The sequence below is a fragment of the Spartinivicinus marinus genome (assembly GCF_026309355.1).
GTDB classification, from domain to species: Bacteria; Pseudomonadota; Gammaproteobacteria; order Pseudomonadales; family Zooshikellaceae; genus Spartinivicinus; species Spartinivicinus marinus.
Window position 1 is genome coordinate 828,017 of the sequence record NZ_JAPJZK010000001.1, and the last position, 20,345, is coordinate 848,361.

At 40.8% G+C, this 20,345-nt stretch carries 13 protein-coding genes and 1 tRNA gene; 2 read left to right on the top strand and 12 right to left on the bottom strand.

Annotated features, from left to right (window positions below; genetic code table 11):
• Positions 1 to 25: 25 nt before the first annotated feature.
• Positions 26 to 1,426, bottom strand: a complete 1,401-nt coding sequence (locus OQE68_RS04005; RefSeq protein WP_266195417.1) for a transposase — start codon at positions 1,424 to 1,426, stop codon at positions 26 to 28.
• Positions 1,427 to 2,036: 610 nt separating this feature from the next.
• Between OQE68_RS04005 and OQE68_RS04010 the strand changes: the two genes are divergently transcribed.
• The gene (locus OQE68_RS04010) at positions 2,037 to 4,976 is read left to right on the top strand and encodes an Ig-like domain-containing protein (RefSeq protein WP_180571372.1); all 2,940 of its coding nucleotides are present in this window, start codon (positions 2,037 to 2,039) and stop codon (positions 4,974 to 4,976) included.
• A 51-nt stretch (positions 4,977 to 5,027) separates the two neighbouring features.
• Here the strand turns inward: OQE68_RS04010 and maiA are convergent, their stop codons facing one another.
• The 9 genes from maiA to OQE68_RS04055 form a co-directional block, all read right to left on the bottom strand.
• On the bottom strand, positions 5,028 to 5,669 hold the full coding sequence (gene maiA / locus OQE68_RS04015; RefSeq protein WP_219340222.1) for a maleylacetoacetate isomerase: 642 nt from the start codon (positions 5,667 to 5,669) through the stop codon (positions 5,028 to 5,030).
• A gap of 1 nt (position 5,670) precedes the next feature.
• Positions 5,671 to 6,660, bottom strand: a complete 990-nt coding sequence (locus OQE68_RS04020) for a fumarylacetoacetate hydrolase family protein (protein WP_180571371.1) — start codon at positions 6,658 to 6,660, stop codon at positions 5,671 to 5,673.
• Positions 6,661 to 6,915: 255 nt separating this feature from the next.
• A complete protein-coding gene (locus OQE68_RS04025; RefSeq protein WP_180571370.1) occupies positions 6,916 to 8,043 on the bottom strand; it encodes a homogentisate 1,2-dioxygenase in 1,128 nt (375 codons plus the stop codon).
• A complete protein-coding gene (hppD, locus tag OQE68_RS04030) occupies positions 8,036 to 9,112 on the bottom strand; it encodes a 4-hydroxyphenylpyruvate dioxygenase (RefSeq protein WP_219340223.1) in 1,077 nt (358 codons plus the stop codon). Before hppD ends, OQE68_RS04025 begins: the two co-directional genes overlap by 8 nt.
• A 223-nt stretch (positions 9,113 to 9,335) precedes the next feature.
• Entirely contained in the window at positions 9,336 to 10,889 is a 1,554-nt protein-coding gene (gene tyrR / locus OQE68_RS04035; protein ID WP_180571368.1) for a transcriptional regulator TyrR, read from the bottom strand.
• Between the two features lie 226 nt (positions 10,890 to 11,115).
• A complete protein-coding gene (locus OQE68_RS04040; protein WP_180571367.1) occupies positions 11,116 to 11,457 on the bottom strand; it encodes a 4a-hydroxytetrahydrobiopterin dehydratase in 342 nt (113 codons plus the stop codon).
• Positions 11,458 to 11,614: 157 nt separating this feature from the next.
• Positions 11,615 to 12,412, bottom strand: coding sequence for a phenylalanine 4-monooxygenase (phhA, locus tag OQE68_RS04045; RefSeq protein ID WP_180571366.1), 798 nt, complete (start codon positions 12,410 to 12,412; stop codon positions 11,615 to 11,617).
• Between the two features lie 193 nt (positions 12,413 to 12,605).
• Positions 12,606 to 14,006 carry a transposase gene (locus OQE68_RS04050; RefSeq protein WP_266195417.1) on the bottom strand — a complete coding sequence of 467 codons (1,401 nt, stop codon included), beginning with the start codon at positions 14,004 to 14,006 and terminating at the stop codon, positions 12,606 to 12,608.
• A 299-nt stretch (positions 14,007 to 14,305) separates the two neighbouring features.
• Positions 14,306 to 14,878, bottom strand: coding sequence for a Tim44 domain-containing protein (locus tag OQE68_RS04055; protein ID WP_180571192.1), 573 nt, complete (start codon positions 14,876 to 14,878; stop codon positions 14,306 to 14,308).
• 362 nt (positions 14,879 to 15,240) lie between these two features.
• Between OQE68_RS04055 and OQE68_RS04060 the strand changes: the two genes are divergently transcribed.
• Positions 15,241 to 16,761 (top strand): aldehyde dehydrogenase family protein, encoded by a 1,521-nt coding sequence (locus OQE68_RS04060; RefSeq protein WP_180571193.1) that lies wholly within the window; start codon positions 15,241 to 15,243, stop codon positions 16,759 to 16,761.
• Positions 16,762 to 17,567: 806 nt separating this feature from the next.
• Here the strand turns inward: OQE68_RS04060 and OQE68_RS04065 are convergent.
• Together OQE68_RS04065 and OQE68_RS04070 are read right to left on the bottom strand one after the other, a co-directional pair.
• On the bottom strand, positions 17,568 to 19,664 hold the full coding sequence (locus tag OQE68_RS04065; RefSeq protein WP_180571194.1) for a putative bifunctional diguanylate cyclase/phosphodiesterase: 2,097 nt from the start codon (positions 19,662 to 19,664) through the stop codon (positions 17,568 to 17,570).
• Between the two features lie 474 nt (positions 19,665 to 20,138).
• A tRNA-Arg gene (locus OQE68_RS04070) sits at positions 20,139 to 20,215 on the bottom strand.
• Positions 20,216 to 20,345: the final 130 nt, after the last annotated feature.

Below are 20,345 nucleotides of genomic sequence, written 5' to 3' on the forward strand. Positions count from 1 at the left end.
TAGGTTGACATAACTGCTAATTTATTTATGCAGCCGCTCTGTATTTTAATGAGTCAGTGGGCTCTTGTTTGCCCAAATCTAAACCCGCTAAATGCTTTTTCGAGCGGCGCTCAGGAAGCACACTGATTATTGCAGCGGTAAAGGCTTTCAGTTGCTGTTTTGGTTCATCAGCCGTGACAACTGCTTCTACAGTTTTTATTAGGGCTTCTGTTTTGATTCGCTCAGTCAAACAGCCAACAGGAAGCCCGGGCTGCTTATTTTCAAGGCGGACGGATTGCTCTGGATGTAGCAGTAACATATGGTCGTACAGCAGGCTCATGATCACGCCTCGCGTTGATCCTTCTTCGCCTTGTTGTTTGGCCAATCGGTTCCAGCCAGCATGTTGCTTCCAGTCCTCAATGAAAACCTCAACTAACCATCTCAATGTATAAACCCTAGCAATATCACCATGCCGCCAGGACATGTCGGATGCCACTAGATATCGATAATTTTTTTCTCCCTCATATTTCAAAGCAACCACAAACCGCTTTTTACCATGGGCTTTCACATAAACCCGAGCCGCCAGCATGGTGATTGACTGTGTTTTTTGGCCTCGGATAATTAACTTGGTATCGACGCCTGTTTGGCGTGCAAAGTAATGTGTAAGTCGTACTTTTTTTCCTTGGGAAAGGATTAGTTGATTGGAGCGTAATTGACTCACCACTTGAGCACCACCCGTCGCAATGGAAGCCTTATCCATGAATTCTGCTGTGCTATACAGTGCATCAGCAATGACCGCATTAATCTTTATATCAGAAAATGACAATGAAAATGCTTCAACCATCTCAAGTGCTAAAGCTTGTTTGGTCGGATAATCTGGGTTGGGCTTAGGTTTTTTGGGTCTTTCTTTTCCAGGAATACCCAGCCTCTTTAGGGCTTTATTTTTCTGACGCCAAGCACTTAACGCTGGATCAGGTGTATAAAAGCGAAAAGCAATCGGTAAGGTAGCTACAGGTGTCACCAGTAGCATAAACACTAGCTCTTGCCCTTGAACATAGCCGCCGGATTTTTTATGTTTTATTTTATGCACACCTTTAATACGTCGTGTTCTCTTGGAGCGGACTTTATCACTATCGTCAAAAATGAGTACTCCTCTCGTAATATGATAGTGATTGAGTACTTGTCGGACACTGGCTTGCAACAACAATGACCAGGCAATTTTACTATGGTAAAACATCCAACGTAATTGGTCCTGCTTGAATGCTCCTAAGCTACACCGCTCAAAAACAGCCCAGCAAAATACACCAGTGACACCAATTCCCATCAGCATAATAGTTAACCAGCGACACTGGATACGACTTAATCCAGGAGATTGAAAAGAAACAGTCAAGGTGTCGTTTAGAGTTTGAACAAACTTTATCACATGGGGAATAGGGGTAATCAACACAAGTCGTCATCAAGTCGCTATTGAAATACAAGCGCGATATACTACACCATCACTGGTCTGCAGGTGTCGTGTTGATCGTTCTTTGCTAGGCGAAGAAATGGAGCAATACCTGTAGTCCAGTCTTCTGAATCTCTCTCATCGTGCTAGTCAAGCATTAAAAACTTCGGAATCGAGTAGACTGTAATTTAAAACGTGGTTCCCAAGTGCCACCCTCCATCATATAATTCTCTTCCCTTTTAGAACAAACCCCTTAAAAATCACACATTTAGAACGGCAGTATAGACATATTAAAACTGCATACCATTTCACAAAACAATAAAGCTTGTCGGACCTTAAAGTTGCCGACCTGTTATTATTGCCTCGCGATTAAACAATAAACCACCTGTCTACTTTGGGTGATTTTTATACCGTTATTTTACCCTGCATTAGGGGTGTATCTTAATCGCATCAACTATTAAGGCGTCACCAACTGTATTTGTGGTTACACATCTAAGTTGAGCAACACCAAATAAATAACGTCTGGAGCTATTTCCAGCATTATCTAGGCAAGCAGCACTACACAAGCTGTTTTTATGCCTATTACAACATATAAGGAAAAGGCAACTCGATTATGGCTAAACATGTACTGCCAATTACTTTGGCTCTTGGCTTAAGTCATTTAACGACGGCGGTTTGGGCAGCTAATCAAGCACCTATTACCCAAGGCCACAGCGAGACTATCAGCAATTCTGGCTCTCATAATAGTTGGGTTTGGGCACAAGACTTAGATAAAGATGCTCTCACTTACAAAGTGGTAACACAACCCAAGTTTGGTGAAATAAAAATGGATCCAAACACTGGTAAATTTACCTATACCCCCACCTCAGCTGTCGACTATGATGAGTTCTATTACCAAGTGACTGATGCAACCGGTAAATCCTCAAATAAATCAGTTGTGCAGCTAAACTTTGACCTTGAAGGCCTAGCAAACCAGCCAACGCATACAACAAGCTCTACCCAAAAATGTAAAGTGTCTGGTTTTGTGACTGGCATTGACCCAGAAACAACAGCGAAAGTCACCTTAACTTCAGCAGCTGCCCTGCAAACCCAATCAGTAACAGGCAATGGTCAGTTCTGTTTTAAGGGGTACTCTGGTGCAGCAACCATCGAAGCTCATGCATCTGGTTATGTGTTAGCAAACCATCAAAGAAAAGTCACTGCAGAAGAAATTAATTTCAACTTCACAAAAACTTCGACTGATGAATATTCATACCATTTTAAATGGGAAGATACTGAAGAATACGACAAGTCAGAATACCAAACTCATGTTAATAAAAAGCGCACTATTACGTTTCTGAATCAAACAATCGAGGTCGTTGATAACTCAGCGTCTGACGCACTACTGCATGACTACAATATTGTATTAGTAGATACGTCTGATCAAACCTGGTCTTTAGAACATGCTAACCGCTTACTCAGCACTATGAGAATGATTCCTCAGCAGAAAAGAAATTCTTATGGTGAACAAAACTTAAGCCAATCTGTTTGGGAAATTACCAGCGAAGAACTGACTGATGACATCGAAATCATCACTCAGGATAACGTTCGCAAAATACGGATTAATGACAAAACATTTATTAATGCAGCTCCTCGCTTAGTGGAAATTGACGGAGTGAAAGGTCGTTTTTTTTCTAAGAGGCTACACCATGCACTGGTAAATGCTGTTACCGACTTTGGTAATGACAGCGCTGCCGTAGAAAAAATAATGAATGAACGCTTTGGTGTGAGTTTAAAAGCCGATATTAGTCAGCTAACGGCCGGCATCACCAACGAGTCTGCTAACTACTTCCAAGCATTTTTACCAAGGGAAAAAGTTAAATTAATTAATATTTTTGAAGATATGCCTACCGGCATGCATAGTATCAAAGGCCTAAGTCACCTGGTCAGACGGAAGAATGGTATGGAACACCCAATCCATCCTACCGCACCAGCTGTTGCTTGGAGAACGGGTAAAAATTCTGGCAATAATGGTTATATTGAGTTTATGGAAAGTGCTTTTCGTCAGCAGTCTGACGACTATATTCATCGCTTGATAGTTCACGAAAAAGCACACTTTATTTATGGAAAAATGCTGACTGAGCAAACTCAAAGTGAATGGGCTGAAGTCGGTGGTTGGTATTTAAACCCAAATGACAGTGATGGCTGGAGTACATCCAAGCAAACAGAATTTGTTTCTGCCTATGCCCATGCCAAAAACCCCAATGAAGATATGGCAGAGTCCATTTCTTATTATATCATCAATCCTGATAAATTACGCTCAAGGTCTCCAAAAAAATTCGACTTTATTCAAAAGCGAATTATGAAAGGTAGTCAGTATATTTCTATTATTGATCAAGATATGACTTTTGAAGTACTTAATCTGTATCCTGATTATATTTACCCAGGAAAGATCAAAAATGTAGAAATTGGCGTAACCACTGAAAATAATGGTGATAAAAAAGTTAATATCACTATTAAATTACATGCAAAAGATAGTCAATTAGAAGGCGCCACCGCAACATCTGTACGAGTATTTAGCCCGATTGGCACTTATAAAGATTTCTGGTTAAAGCCAGTCAACCAATCGGGAGCTGAAGTAAAAGTGGGGACCCTATTAAAAGGCAGCTTCACTATTGATAAAAATGCGCCTAGTGGTTACTGGCGACCAGATCAAATTGCCTTAAACGATAACAATGGCAATCAGCGATTTAGTGGTGTAGATGACTTTGGTTGGAAGCTATACATCGGTAATGATAACCCAGATACCACACCACCTGCTTATGTACCGAATAGTTTAAGGCTTAATGTTAGTCAAGATAATAGTTCTTTTGCAGAACCGGTAAACAAAGTCACGGCTGAGTGGCAAGTCATTGAAAAAGTTGGTATGGCTGATAGCTATCCTTGCTATGGCACATTGGTGCATGAGTCAGCAAAACTATACTCTATCTATAAATATGGTGACTTCAATGCAGCCACCAACACCTGCAAGCTAGCCTATATTATGCCAAACTATATGGCTGCTGGCTCATATAGCATTCATCAAATCAGGATGAAAGATAAAGCCCTTAATGAAGGTAAATTTGACTTCTTTAAGGAAGAAGCTTCTCCAAAAGTTACACTTAACTCTACTACCCCTGATACACAACCACCCATACTAAACTTAAATCAAATCAGTGTTAACGCAACGCCTGTTAACCCAAGCAATCCTAACGGAGAAACTATCGTTACAATTCGTTATCAAGTAAACGATAATAACTCTGGGTTTAATTATGCGAGAATGAAACTCCGTGATCCACAAGGTGTTACCCACAACTTCATTCACCAACCAAACAATGATGGGCGACTGTTCTTTGAAGGTAACCCTAATACCCCTAAAGTGTATACCAAAAAAATTCACTTACCGGCAGGTTCAATACCCGGTATTTGGGGGGTTGTTGAAATGAGTGTTTATGACATGGCAAGCAACTATCAAAACCATAACTTTACTGAAGTTGCTTTAGTTGAGCCAACCTTTAACGTGCTTAACGACTAATAAAAAAAGCGCCGAAAGGCGCTTTTTTTATTCCTATTTAATTAAACATATTCATTCTGCATCAGGTTGCATTTCTGGTGCAGCATTCTTCACTGCAGGAATCGACTGACAGTACTCATAAATACGACTAATATTTGAAAAATCATTTAAAGTAATATTAAACCGATTAGCATTATATACTTGGGGTATTAATACAACATCGGCTAACGAAAACTCATCACCAAAACAGAATGTACCTGCCGTATTCGTTAATTGTGCTTCTAGTGCAGCAAACCCTGTTATCACCCAGTGGCTATACCATTGCTGTTTTTGTTGATCAGAAACACCTAGCTGCTGAGTTAAATACTGCAATACCCGTAAATTATTTAACGGATGGATGTCGCAAGCAATGGCAAGCGCAAATGCTCGCATAGCCGCTCTTTCTGCATTATCAGCAGGTAATAATGGTCGCTCGGGGTAATGCTCTTCTAAATACTCTAAAATAGCCATTGACTGCCCGAGAGTCATACCATCCAATTGAATAGTGGGTACCAGCTCCTGAGGGTTCAGTGCTTTGTAGTTTGAGTGATGCTGTTGCCCACCCTCGTTAACTAAGTGCACAGGAATAGTCTTATAAGGTAGTCCTTTCCAATTTAAAGCAATCCTTACCCGATAAGCCGCAGAAGAACGCCAGTAGCTGTATAGGTTAATCATTTCATGCCCCCTTATAGGGTGAAATCACCTGTTCTATAGCACCAAAAATAGATTGGCCTGACTTATCAAACATTTCTATTCGTACTGTATCACCATACTGCATAAAAGGAGTCACAGCCTTACCTTGTTCAATTACTTCCAGCATTCTTTTTTCAGCGAGGCAGCTTGAACCTTTACTTCGATCATAATTAGATACTGTCCCTGAACCAATAATAGCGCCAGCACCTAGCGGCCGAGTTTTTGCTGCATGAGCAACTAGGGTTGGAAAGTCAAAGGTCATATCAACCCCTGCTTCTGGTGCACCAAAAAACTCATTATTGAGCTTACTATGCAGAGGCAAATGTACTTTTTTTCCATCCCAAGCATCCCCCAGCTCATCAGGCGTTATCGCTACAGGAGAAAAAGCACTAGAAGGCTTACTTTGAAAAAAACCAAATCCTTTTGCTAATTCGCCAGGAATTAGATTACGTAATGACACATCATTCACCAGCATAAATAATTTAATATTTTCTGCTGCTTGTTCTGGTGTAACTCCCATTTGCACATCATCTGTCACCACAGCAATTTCTGCTTCAAAATCAACCCCCCAACTGGTATCTGCCATTTCAATGGGTGCATAGGGTGGTAAAAAGACATCTGAGCCTCCTTGATATATTAACGGCTCAGTCCAGAATGACTCTGGCATTTCTGCACCACGGGCTTTTCTTACTAATTCAACATGATTAACATAAGCACTCCCATCCGCCCACTGATAAGCACGAGGTAAAGGTGATAAAGCATGTCGCTGATCAAAAGGCCGGGCATTTTTTACCCCTCCTTTATTTAATGCCTGATAAATTTCTTGCAAAGCCGGCTCTGACTGCTGCCAGTTATCCAACGCCTGTTGTAGAGTATTGGCAATTTCTGGCACAGCCACAGCTTCTGTTAATTGTTTATTAACAACCACCAGCTGACCATCACGTGAATTATTTTTTATTGAGGCTAATTTCATATTGAATATCGTTAATTTTATAGTTTTAAAATAAATTTATATTTAACAGTTCCATTCAGACTGTCGCAAAAGCTAGCGGATATGGAGTGACAGGGTGTTCTAAGCTGCGACAAGGAAGTCGCTTTAGCTCTTGATGGGCCCAAGGATGGCACTTCAAGAGCGGCGGAAGAATACCCTGTTATTCCATATCGGACACTAGACTTATTTTCAACACCTTTTTGCGACATCCTCATCACGAGAGTGTTGGTAATACCTTTATTTCACCTGCCAACTATTGACATAATTAGCATCTTCTACAGCTGTAATACCCTCCCCTACCTCTAAGGCATCACGAGTATCGAGCATCACTGCGACTTCATCAGTAAATTTTTTCTTATATTCTCGTCCAGCCTGAAAAGCTTTAGGGTGTGGTCCATGGGTAAAACCAGCAGGATGGAAAGTCACCATCCCTTTATCAATATTGTCACGGCTAAAGAAGTCTCCCGCATGATAAAAAAGCACTTCATCGAAATCATCGTTATTATGATAAAAAGGTACTTTCAACGCACCAGGGTCACTCTCAATCGGCCTTGGCACAAAGGTGCAAACCACAAACCGACTGGCTACAAACGTCGTATGAGCAGAAGGCGGTAAATGATAGCGGTGACTCATTAATGGCCGAATATCCCGCCAATTAATACGCGCTACTGATAATTCACCATGCCAGCCAATTGCATCTAATGGATTGTAGGGAAACGTGACTACCGAGATTTGATCATTACGTTTAATTTGCACTGACCAAGGAGTCTCTGTTTGCTGAGCTTTAAACGCATCATCAATAGCAGGTACATCAAGCATCGCTGGGTCAAAAATAGCTTGATCCCCCACTAGCCCTTTTTCCGGTAATTGATAAGAGTCATTAGTAGCCTCTATCATTAATACCTGCATAGTAGCAGCAGGCTCCAGACGCCACATAGTGCCTCTGGGTATCACCACATAATCGCCAGCAGTCAGAGTTAAATGCCCATAATCACAATAGAGTTCGCCATCCCCCTCATGGATAAATAATAAATCATCACCATCTGCATTGCGGACCAACGTTTCCATAGCATTATTACATTGCCAAAATCGGTATTTACAATGAGCATTATATAATACCGTTGTCGCCTGCCATGGAGAGCCAGAGATTTGCTCAAGATCATTTAAATTAAATAACCTGGGCCGAAGCGGCCCTTCCCACTGAGACCAACCAGTGGGTGGATGCTTGTGATGCATATGGCTACTAGGGCCAAAAAAACCACTCCGCCCTAATTCACGTTCGTAAATCGCTTCTTCAGGAAAATCCGCATGGGCCTGGCGAGATATAGTGCCTTCCTTGTGAGGGAACCGTATCCATTTACGCATCGGCTAATACTCCCCGCCGTATTTGGTCTTCTTCAATTGACTCAAATAATGCTTGGAAATTACCTTCACCAAAACCTTCATTACCCTTACGTTGGATAATTTCAAAAAAGACAGGGCCAATCACTGTATCAGTAAAAATTTGTAATAAAATGCCGTCTTTTTCTGGCGCACCGTCAACTAAAATACGTAAATCTCTTAGTTTATCAAGATTCTCACCATGGCCTGGCACCCGCTCATCCACTTTTTCATAATAAGTGTCTGGGGTAAACATAAAGCGTAAGCCGCGCTTTTTCAGATTTACCACGGTAGCATAGATATCATCAGTTGACAGGGCAATATGCTGAATCCCTTCACCATGGTATTCACGAATAAACTCTTCTATTTGTGATTTATCATCAGACGACTCATTAATTGGTATTCTAATTTTCCCACAAGGAGCCGTCATTGCTTTGCTGACAAGTCCAGTCAACTTACCTTCAATATCAAAATAGCGAATCTCTTTGAAATTACCCAGCCGCTCATAAAACCCAGCCCAAGCAGCCATATTACCTTGTCGCACATTATGGGTAAGGTGATCTAACTCCAATAAGCCAGCATCGTTATCTCTTAGTTGTTCTTGCCAATCTGGGTAAAACTTAAAATCGATATCATAAATGCTCTGATCACCGTAACGATCGACAAAATAAAGCGTGCTCTCACCAATACCATAAATTGCAGGAATATTTAACTCCATAGGCCCCAGGTTGCCTTGGAACACTTTGGCACCACAGCTAACCGCCTGTTCTAATGCACGGTTGGCATTTTGCACTCGAAAAGCCATGCCACATACACTCGGACCATGTTGGCGAGCAAACTCCTCTGCCTGAGAATGAGGCTCTGAATTAACAATAAAGTTAATATCACCTTGCCTAAATAGCCACACATCCTTTGATCGATGTTTCGCAATTTCAGTAAAACCCAGCTGTTGAAAGAGTTCTTTTAAAGACTGAATGCCCTGGTGGTCAGGTGCCGTATACTCGACAAACTCAAAACCATCAGTGCCAAGTGGGTTAATCGTTGCATGACTCATCATTATTATATTCTCCGTCATCTCACTTAGTTTTTGACTCCATAGTTAAAGGAGTACTCCAGATAACGGGGAAAATAAACAGTAGTGATATATATCAATAGATGGGTATATTTCCACTATTTTGTAAGCTTTCTGTTACAGCTAAAAACTGAACTTAGAAATGATGATATCGGACAGCATAACAGCTGCTCTGCTGTCCATATAAGTTGCCAACAATGTAAACCTAAGTTGACGCTCGATGCTTCCCAATTCCATACTCTTTCAGTTTTTTAGCAATAGCCGTGTGTGAAACTCCTAACTTCTTAGCTAACAGCCGCGAGCTAGGATAGGCGGGATAAAGCCTGGTCAACAACTCACTTTCAAAGCGTTTGGTTGCTTCTTCCAAAGAGCCTTCAAAAGCGTGATCAAAGTAGCCATAGCCAGAAGCATAGGATGGCAGGTGTAAATCTTCTGGGCTAAGCTCTCTACCCTCTGCCATTGATGCAGCTCGATAAACAGCATTTTCTAGTTGTCTCACATTACCTGGCCAAGGGTATTGTTGAATTAAATTACCACAGGCTTTACTTAGCACTAACTGCTCCCCTAAAGAGAGAGAAAAGCGTTTTAAAAAGTGCTCAGCCATTGGCACGATATCGCCCTTTCTCACCCGAAGTGGGGGCAACGCTAAAGACAACACATTTAGTCTATAGAACAAATCTTCACGAAAAACGCCCTGCTGGCACAATGCAGGTAAATTTTTCTGAGTAGTACACATAATTCTTACATTCACTTTAACGACTTGTTCACCGCCTATTCGACGAAATGTGCCGTCTTGCAGTAGCCGCAGCAATTTTACTTGTAACGTCGCTGACATCTCCCCTATTTCATCTAATAACACTGTGCCACCATTGGCCTGTTCAAATAGACCTTTCTTGCCTGACTCAGGGTCATTACTGTATGCCCCTTGCACATAACCAAATAACTCTGTTTCAGCAACACTGTCGGGTAATGCAGCGCAATTCAGTACCAAAAAAGGCTTATCAGCCCGACTACTGGCAAAATGACAAGCCTTCGCTACCAATTCTTTGCCTGTACCCGTTTCTCCTGTAATTAAAAGCGGGGCTTCTAGTTTAGCTAAATGGCGAGCCTGTCGGATAACGTGTTTCATTGAAGGACTTACTGTGAAGATATCACTAAAATCAATCGTTTTAGCCTGATTCAAATCACTAGGCTTGGTCTCCCGCTGACTCAGCTTAAAACAAACTAATGCGCCAACTACATTATTCCCCTCTTCTTCAAGAATTTCTATCGGTAGGATATCAGCGCAAGCCTCCTGACTATGCCAACGTAACATCTGGCTATGAGGCGCGCGATCGTCTTCCTGTAACCAGCGCGCTAAATTAATACCTTTAAACCAGTGACTGAAAGCACTACCAATAAATTCATCAGAACTAACACCCAGTAATTTTAATAAAGCCTCATTGGCTATTGATATATTGCCTTTAATATCCGTGGATAAGACAGGCGTTGGTTGGGTTGCCAATAATGCCAGAAACTCATGATGTTCTCTTTCTACTGGCATACAAGCCACGGTTCGAACATCCTTGACCCCAACTATATGGCGAATTGCAGGCAGCAATGACTGTAATGCTTCAAACGGTAAAGTAGGTAGACTTAAGTAGATAACACCCGCCAGATCAATTTCGACCCCTCTTAAGTTGATCTGCTGGTTAGAAATAATGCGAAGTACTTCTTCTGCTATACCTAAACGGTCCTGGCAAGTAATTTCAAGCCGCATATGCGGTATCCGTATCCATCAATGAATCTTATTTTTTCTAAGGCTTGAGTGATAGACAACTAACCCCGAAGGTGTACACCTACCGTTGTACAAGCCGTAACCGGATACGATGTTATTACAAATTGCCCGTCAATGGCTATTAACAAAAAGCATGAGAGGACGTTCTGAAGCAGCAAAAGCCCTAAATGTCATAAATGACCTTTAGGGCACTTTTAGTGTAGTACAACTATCTTTCTAACAATTCATCTGTTTTGGCGGCCATAATAAAGTCATTTTTATGTAACCCCTTAATGGCATGGGTCCACCAAGTAACAGTCACTTTACCCCATTCCGTTAAAATAGCTGGGTGATGAAAAACTTCTTCTGCCAATTCACCTACTCGATTAGTAAACGCTATTGCTTGCTTAAAATTTTTAAACTTAAACTGTCGTTCGAGCTGCATGATACCATCCCGGACTTCGACTCCCCACTCAGGTATCTGGCTGATTAACTCTTTCAGCTCTTCATCAGATACTTTAGGGGCATCCGCACGACAGGCTTCACATGTCATACTTTTTAAATCACTCATTTTTTTTCCTTATTTTTATTAAAAATTTTATCGTAGTTAAATTCAAGAAAACCTTAGCAATATAGCTAAAATTCAAGATTTACTTATTGTTAAAAACTACCTTCCATCGTGGTCAAGAATGTGGATAACAAAGCCTAAAGACCATTCGCGGAGTATATTATGCAGTCATCGTTTTTGGTGGATACTTAGGCGGCAACAACCCTAACTTTTTCGCTTTTTCCACATAAACCATTAAATCCATTTTTGATAATTCAAATAAATCATCAATTGAATTAATAATAAAGTAAATCGGCTGCATTATATCTATGCGATAAGGGGTTCTTAACATAGTGACCAAATCAAAGGGCTCTCGCTCTGGTTTATCACTGTCTAAGGCATATTGGGTTTCACCAATAGAGGATAAAATACCACCACCGTAAATACGTAACCCTTCAGCTGATTGTAACAAACCAAATTCAATGGTTAGCCAATATAGTCTGGCTAAAAATACTCGGTCTTGTTTCGATGCTTTGTAGCCTAATTTGCCATAATGATGAGTAAAAGCAGCAAAAGCAGAGTTGGTTAACATGGGACAATGCCCAAAAATCTCATGAAAAATGTCGGGTTCTTGTAAATAGTCTAACTCCTCCTTGCAACGTATAAAGGTAGCCACTGGAAACTGTTTATTGGCTAGCATTGAAAAGAATTTATCAAAGGAAATCAGTGCAGGTACTCGCGCCACTTCCCAACCCGAGGCAGCTTTTAATGCCTTATTTACTTCATCCAACTGAGGAATTCGGTCTTGAGGCAACTGAAGTGCATCTAACCCTGCTAGGTACTCATCACAAGCCCTACCTGGAATACAGTCCATCTGTCTGGTAATCAACTGATGCCAAACCGCATTTTCATCATCGTTATAACGAATAAAGCCACTCGCATCCGGTTCTTTAGCAACATACTTGGTGCCCTTAGCCATAATGTCCCCTTATATCTTATAGTAATTAGAGATCAGCCACCTGAGCAGGCTAATTAAGTGGGTTTTATCCAACATATACAAGATAAGACAATCAGGTAAACACAACAGCACAGATTGAAAGGATATTAAGCTGTAACGATAAATTTACACTCGATTCCGAAGTTTTTTTAGGTTGACATAACTGCTAATTTATTTATGCAGCCGCTCTGTATTTTAATGAGTCAGTGGGCTCTTGTTTGCCCAAATCTAAACCCGCTAAATGCTTTTTCGAGCGGCGCTCAGGAAGCACACTGATTATTGCAGCGGTAAAGGCTTTCAGTTGCTGTTTTGGTTCATCAGCCGTGACAACTGCTTCTACAGTTTTTATTAGGGCTTCTGTTTTGATTCGCTCAGTCAAACAGCCAACAGGAAGCCCGGGCTGCTTATTTTCAAGGCGGACGGATTGCTCTGGATGTAGCAGTAACATATGGTCGTACAGCAGGCTCATGATCACGCCTCGCGTTGATCCTTCTTCGCCTTGTTGTTTGGCCAATCGGTTCCAGCCAGCATGTTGCTTCCAGTCCTCAATGAAAACCTCAACTAACCATCTCAATGTATAAACCCTAGCAATATCACCATGCCGCCAGGACATGTCGGATGCCACTAGATATCGATAATTTTTTTCTCCCTCATATTTCAAAGCAACCACAAACCGCTTTTTACCATGGGCTTTCACATAAACCCGAGCCGCCAGCATGGTGATTGACTGTGTTTTTTGGCCTCGGATAATTAACTTGGTATCGACGCCTGTTTGGCGTGCAAAGTAATGTGTAAGTCGTACTTTTTTTCCTTGGGAAAGGATTAGTTGATTGGAGCGTAATTGACTCACCACTTGAGCACCACCCGTCGCAATGGAAGCCTTATCCATGAATTCTGCTGTGCTATACAGTGCATCAGCAATGACCGCATTAATCTTTATATCAGAAAATGACAATGAAAATGCTTCAACCATCTCAAGTGCTAAAGCTTGTTTGGTCGGATAATCTGGGTTGGGCTTAGGTTTTTTGGGTCTTTCTTTTCCAGGAATACCCAGCCTCTTTAGGGCTTTATTTTTCTGACGCCAAGCACTTAACGCTGGATCAGGTGTATAAAAGCGAAAAGCAATCGGTAAGGTAGCTACAGGTGTCACCAGTAGCATAAACACTAGCTCTTGCCCTTGAACATAGCCGCCGGATTTTTTATGTTTTATTTTATGCACACCTTTAATACGTCGTGTTCTCTTGGAGCGGACTTTATCACTATCGTCAAAAATGAGTACTCCTCTCGTAATATGATAGTGATTGAGTACTTGTCGGACACTGGCTTGCAACAACAATGACCAGGCAATTTTACTATGGTAAAACATCCAACGTAATTGGTCCTGCTTGAATGCTCCTAAGCTACACCGCTCAAAAACAGCCCAGCAAAATACACCAGTGACACCAATTCCCATCAGCATAATAGTTAACCAGCGACACTGGATACGACTTAATCCAGGAGATTGAAAAGAAACAGTCAAGGTGTCGTTTAGAGTTTGAACAAACTTTATCACATGGGGAATAGGGGTAATCAACACAAGTCGTCATCAAGTCGCTATTGAAATACAAGCGCGATATACTACACCATCACTGGTCTGCAGGTGTCGTGTTGATCGTTCTTTGCTAGGCGAAGAAATGGAGCAATACCTGTAGTCCAGTCTTCTGAATCTCTCTCATCGTGCTAGTCAAGCATTAAAAACTTCGGAATCGAGTTACAGCTATCACCAATTAAAGGGCACCTCTAAAACCACATTCAAAAAGATGGGGGAATGAGTAGACTATATGAGATTGAGTTGCTGAGCAGTTTTACTATCAGCCCAGCTCGTATCCGAAATAATCAAGAAGCTGCTTTTTGTGGATCTAAATCAAAAAACGGCGAGTCTTTAATAATGGTATCCAGAATCCACTGGTCTTGTTCCTGAGAAAATAACCAGATTTCATTATTGGGCTTTAATAATTTATCCCCTTCTGCCAACCGTCCAGTCGGCTCATGGTAGAGATAACTCACCATTCGACTGTTTACAATAACCCAGATTAAATCTCGGTCTGGGTATTGGTAGTTAAAACCGCTGACTAACTTAGCATCTAATAGTTTTTGTTTATCCAGCTGATAACAGTATTTTTTTTGTTCCCAGCGAGCAAATAGCTGGCTCATTTGCTGTAAAAAGCCTTCGCTGACATAGCCTTTTAAGCCTTCAACATTTTTTTGCTGCCTTGCTTCATAAAGTTTGGTAAACAACGCTTTGATTTGTACTTTCGATAAAGCAGTATTGGAAGTCTGGTCATTTTTTGCAGTTGCCTCACTAAGCAACTGTTTGGTTCTAGCTAGGCGCCAACAAAGTACTACCAGAATACCCCCTATCAGCCCAACCAAACCAAACAAGATTTCTGTTCTTTCTAAATATTCCATGTAAAACAATCAACCCTGCTATACCCTTCGCTTTGAGTATGTATGTTAACCATTCAGAGCCAAAATCAGAGCCAAAAAAAATCCGCGAGTAATATAATGCGACTCTCTAACGCTCAAAAAACAAAACTATACGCAACATGGTGGGTGGAAGCACTTCACTAGTCCACAAAATTGAGGGCATCTCTAAAAGATGGATACAGACTTGGACAGCTGTTTAAAAACCATACAAATATAAAGAAAATTTATTCCACTATAGCCATATGCTACAGTGGCCTAGCTTAAGGAAGCGCGATACCTATAGTAAGACAGCAAAATAAAACGTAAACCACTACAACAATAATAGAAACAAATAAGGATAACTAATGATTTACCAAAAACCAGGAAGTGAAAATGCTTTGATCAGTATTAAAGCGCGTTATGCCAACTATATAAACGGTGAATGGAAGGCTCCTGTTAAAGAGCAATATTTACAAAATATCAGCCCAGTAACAGGTGACGTTTATTGTGAGGTTCCTCGTTCAACAATTGAAGACATTGACCTTGCGTTAAATGCAGCCCATCAGGCTAAATCAGCTTGGAGGAATACTCCTGTTACAGAGAGAGCAAATTTACTATTAAAAGCGGCTGATCGCATTGAGCAGCATACAGACAAGCTGGCACTCATTGAAACCTGGGATAATGGTAAAGCGATCAGAGAAACCCTACATGCCGATTTACCTCTTGTTGTTGACCATTTCCGCTATTTTGCTGGCTGTATTCGGGCTCAAGAAGGCAGTACTGCGGATATTAATGCAACCACTGCCAGCTACCACTTTTATGAACCCATTGGCGTGGTTGGTCAAATTATCCCCTGGAACTTTCCACTTCTGATGGCTGCTTGGAAGTTAGCTCCCGCACTGGCCACAGGTAACTGCATTGTGCTCAAACCTGCTGAACAAACTCCTGTATCAATTTTGGTATTAATGGAGTTAATTGGCGACCTATTCCCTTCAGGTGTTATCAATATTGTGAATGGTTTAGGCCAGGAAGCAGGTGCCGCTTTAGCTAGTAGTAACCAAATAGCCAAATTAGCGTTCACAGGTTCTACCCCCATTGGTAGCGAAATCCTCAAGCAAGCCGCCGAGAAAATAATTCCTTGCACCGTTGAGCTTGGCGGCAAGTCACCCAATATTTATTTCGAGGATATACTTCAACAACCAGAAGCGTATATTAATAAAGCAGTTGAAGGCTTGTTATTAGGCTTTTTTAATCAGGGAGAGGTATGTACCTGTCCTTCTCGTGCATTAATTCATGACCGTATTTATGATGAATTTATCGAGTTAGTGTTAAATCGAGCAAAAACTATTAAACAAGGTAACCCCCTAGATACTGATACTCAAATAGGTGCCCAAGCCTCTGCCGAACAAATGGACAAAATCCTCAGTTATATGGATATTGGACGCCAAGAAGGTGCAGAAATTTTACTCGGAGGTCATAAAGCAACCGTAGCTGAACACTTAGCCAATGGTTTTTATATCGAGCCTACCATCATGAAAGGCAACAACCAAATGCGGGTTTTTCAAGAAGAAATTTTTGGCCCTACCATTGGCGTCACTCGATTCAGCAACGAAGCTGAAGCCATTAGTATCGCCAACCAAACCCAATACGGCCTAGGCGCTGGGGTATGGACAATGGATATTAATCGAGCCTATCGTGTTGCCCGACAAATTGAAGCCGGACGAATCTGGACCAACTGTTATCACCAATACCCAGCACATGCGGCTTTTGGTGGTTATAAAAAATCCGGCATTGGCAGAGAAACCCATAAATCAGCATTAACCAATTACCAACAAGTAAAAAATATATTAATTAGTTATGACACTGAAGCATTAGGTTTATTTTAAGAACACAGCAAAAAGAACTGTTTTTAGCGTCTCCCTTAACCCAAGAGGGTGTTGCAAAAGGTTATGAGCGAAGCAAAGACAAGACAAAAATCGGCGAAAAGGCGGAGTTTATAATTAATAAATACTCCGCACATCCTGTGCTCCACCTTAGCAGGCCAGCCAGAGGCTGTTCAAATTTGTTCCAGACAAATTTGTGAGTACTTTGAGCCGGTTTTTAACGCTGTATTTGCAAGCGCAGTAGTTTTGCGACAGCCTCCCAAGCTGAGGATATTCTCTTCAGCTATCCACAAGTAATGTTTTTAAGTTTTCTGACACCATTTGCTATTTTTTAGACCACACTATTAACTGTGGACAACTTCTGTGCAGATACTCGTCAAAATTACCACACAATAAAACTAAGACAATACAACAAATATATACCGTGTTGGCTTTATGTCAGTCATTACCTACCAGGAACCTCCTAATAAAATCAAACACCTATAAAAATAATAGTAAAATCAAATAGTTAGTTGATTGATTGGGATGTTAAATTAGCAGACAGGTTGTGTAGAAAAAAGCTATAACAAACATCTATGCAAAAGCACAGCGCTATTAGCATCATAAAAAAAATGTGGCATTACCCACAGTATTTGTGGATAAGTCTGTGATCAAGTTTTGATTAAATGGCGAAAGGCTGCAAGCTTGTGGCTACGACTGCAAATTGATCACTTTTTGATCAACACATACCCAACTCTTTCTTTTTATGTAAAATTTTTCAATTTCTCTGTGAATAAGAATTAAGTGCGTGCCTTCTAAAGGTTTATACCTTAATGAGTGACCGAGTGAGGCGCTAACGTCGATTCCATATAAGCGGTTTCAGTTAATTGCTCATATTTTTCCAATAGCTGCTCTGCTGGTAATGCCGGTGCAAATAAATATCCTTGACAAATATCACACCCTTCCGCCTGCAAAAAACCAAGGGCTTTCTCATTTTCTACCCCTTCTGCAATCACTTGTAGCTTTAAGTTATGTGCCAAGTTAATGATTGCTCGCGCAATACTTGCTGCATCCTGATCATCTGGAATATCTTCAACAAACATTCGATCAATTTTTAAAGTATCAATAGGCAACTGCTTTAAATAACTTAATGATGAATAGCCTGTACCAAAGTCATCAATGCTGATACTAACTCCCCGCGCTTTTACTTGATTTAATTCCTTAATTGCAAAGTTAATATCATGCATGAGCATACTTTCTGTGATCTCTAATTCCAGTAGCTGAGGAGGTAATTGGCTATTATGTAGTGCCTTATCCAGCACTGATAATAAACTACCACTCAATAGCAAACGTGTAGGCAAATTAACTGCAATAGAGGTATAAGGTGGAACTTTGCCGTCTGATATCCAAGCTCGATGCTGTATACATGCTGTTTCTAACAACCATTCACTAACGGGTAATATCAAGCCAGTTTCTTCAAGCAGAGGAATAAATAAGCCCGGTAAAATAATCCCCTCTGTTGGATGTCGCCAGCGCAGTAAAGCTTCAAACCCAGCAATACAACCAAAATGAATATCAATTTGTGGTTGATAGTAAAGAACCATTTCTTGATTAGCCAAAGCATAATGCAAGCGACTTTCCAACTGGATACGATACTCTGAAACCGCTTTCATCTCTTTAGAGAAAAACTCGTAGTGGTTAGGCCCTAACTGCTTTGCTTTATTTAATGCTATATCGGCTTGCTTTAGCAGCGTTTCATGATTATCTGAAGGGGAGGTTAGTAAGCTAATACCAATACTGGCAGAAACAAAAATTTCCTTTTCTTGTAATTGAAAAGGGACACTTAATACTTCTACAACATGCTGCCCGACAACAGCTGCATCATTTTGATCAAATGTATCCTCTAATATGATTGCAAACTCATCACTGCCTAATCTTGCTATGGTGTCTTCTTCTCTAACCGCTTGACCTAAGCGCAAGGCAACTTTTTTCAATAGGTCATCACCTGCAGCATGACCTAAAGTGTCGTTTATTACTTTAAAGCGAGATAAGTTAATAACCAGTAATGCAACCTTTCGCTTTCTTCGACGAGCACGTATCACGCCTTGTGCCAGCCTGTCTTGAAATAATGCTCGATTAGCTAAGCCTGTCAGAGGATCATGGTATAGATAATTCAGTAATTTCTGCTGCGAAAGAAACTGCTTAGCATTATCCCTTAACAATACCATTACCCACTGCTGCCCTTGAATGGATAATGACATCATTGTCATCATGACTAGTTGCGTTTTATTCTGGGCATTTAATAAAGTTACTTCTCGCCACTGATTTCCCTCTCCAAAGCCACTATCACTTCCAGCAAGCCATTGAGGTAAGTGCTCTTTATCATTCAGCTGTAACTCAGGAAACAACTGACTTATATATAAGTTATTTTTATCAACGTCGCTTGTTATTCCCACCAACTGCATTGCTACTGTATTTGCATGCAGTAACACACCTGACTGATCAAATAATAACGTACTATCTTGAATAGCATCTAAGATCGCAAACCAAGCAGCTAAATCCGCTGCATTATTAACAAGTAAAGGTTGCTCTGTAATTGTTACTAATGCACCTCGACTGTCTTTTTTTTGAAAAGGCAGTAGTTGACACCACAACCGGCGCTGACCTGACTGGCTAGATGAGTAGGAGGGGATACAAAAACTGGTTCCATGCTGGGCTAGCTGACCTGAATTGCTTAAGTCACGGACTAGTTCAATCCAGTCAGGCTGATATTGCCCATTTGCTAATGCTGTTAACTCTCTTTCAAGCGCTTTATTTTTTAATAGCCACTGGCCTTGGGCAGTTAAAATGCCTACCCAGGGCTCATTACAGCTTACACTAGCCTGTTTTGTTTTAACCTGATGATCGTAAAACCGATCGAAACTCATACACAACCCTGTGTAAATACTGCAATATCAAAGATTCTTTATTGCAGTTAGCTGCCATTCCCTTAATTAATAACTTGCCTTAAACAGCTATTAGTTATTAACAAAGCTAGTTACTAGCATTGAGCAAATATACCTCCAGTATAGTGTATTGATAAATCTTTGGGCAAAACTATCAACAGGCCTTGCTACCTAGTTACCCACAAAAACTGTGGATAAACCTGTTAATTTGTTCTGATCAAATCACACTAAAGTCGAGCTAAAAGCACTTTGAAAGGGTGGCTGTTTTTTTAACCAAGATGTAAATCTACACGCTACTGTTTTGGGAAAGTCTTTATAAATAAGGGAGATTGTTTAATAGAGGAGTAATCATGGCGATTAGAGGGCGTAATAATTAAGCAATTATTATTACACACAAAAACCCACAAGATTATGTGGATAACCTTGTGGGTTTTTATTTTACTTCTTGCTTCAATATGGCGCGTCCGGGAGGATTCGAACCTCCGACCGCCTGGTTCGTAGCCAGGTACTCTATCCAGCTGAGCTACGGACGCGTTGCTTGTGGGCGCGTAATATAGAGTTTTTTGCCATGAGAGTCAAACTAATTTTTAGATTATATTCAAATGAACTATAAGCAGTAAAATCAGCTTACCCAAAATAAAAAAGCCCGATTAAATCGGGCTT

What these genes read in the sequence shown, in the direction of transcription:
- OQE68_RS04060 (WP_180571193.1), top strand. Translation starts at nt 15,241, where the DNA reads ATGATTTACCAAAAACCAGGAAGTGAAAATGCTTTGATCAGTATTAAA.
- OQE68_RS04040 (WP_180571367.1), bottom strand. Translation starts at nt 11,457, where the DNA reads ATGAGTGATTTAAAAAGTATGACATGTGAAGCCTGTCGTGCGGATGCC.
- phhA (WP_180571366.1), bottom strand. Translation starts at nt 12,412, where the DNA reads ATGGCTAAGGGCACCAAGTATGTTGCTAAAGAACCGGATGCGAGTGGC.
- OQE68_RS04065 (WP_180571194.1), bottom strand. Translation starts at nt 19,664, where the DNA reads ATGAGTTTCGATCGGTTTTACGATCATCAGGTTAAAACAAAACAGGCT.
- tyrR (WP_180571368.1), bottom strand. Translation starts at nt 10,889, where the DNA reads ATGCGGCTTGAAATTACTTGCCAGGACCGTTTAGGTATAGCAGAAGAA.
- maiA (WP_219340222.1), bottom strand. Translation starts at nt 5,669, where the DNA reads ATGATTAACCTATACAGCTACTGGCGTTCTTCTGCGGCTTATCGGGTA.
- hppD (WP_219340223.1), bottom strand. Translation starts at nt 9,112, where the DNA reads ATGAGTCATGCAACGATTAACCCACTTGGCACTGATGGTTTTGAGTTT.
- OQE68_RS04025 (WP_180571370.1), bottom strand. Translation starts at nt 8,043, where the DNA reads ATGCGTAAATGGATACGGTTCCCTCACAAGGAAGGCACTATATCTCGC.
- OQE68_RS04020 (WP_180571371.1), bottom strand. Translation starts at nt 6,660, where the DNA reads ATGAAATTAGCCTCAATAAAAAATAATTCACGTGATGGTCAGCTGGTG.
- OQE68_RS04010 (WP_180571372.1), top strand. Translation starts at nt 2,037, where the DNA reads ATGGCTAAACATGTACTGCCAATTACTTTGGCTCTTGGCTTAAGTCAT.
- OQE68_RS04055 (WP_180571192.1), bottom strand. Translation starts at nt 14,878, where the DNA reads ATGGAATATTTAGAAAGAACAGAAATCTTGTTTGGTTTGGTTGGGCTG.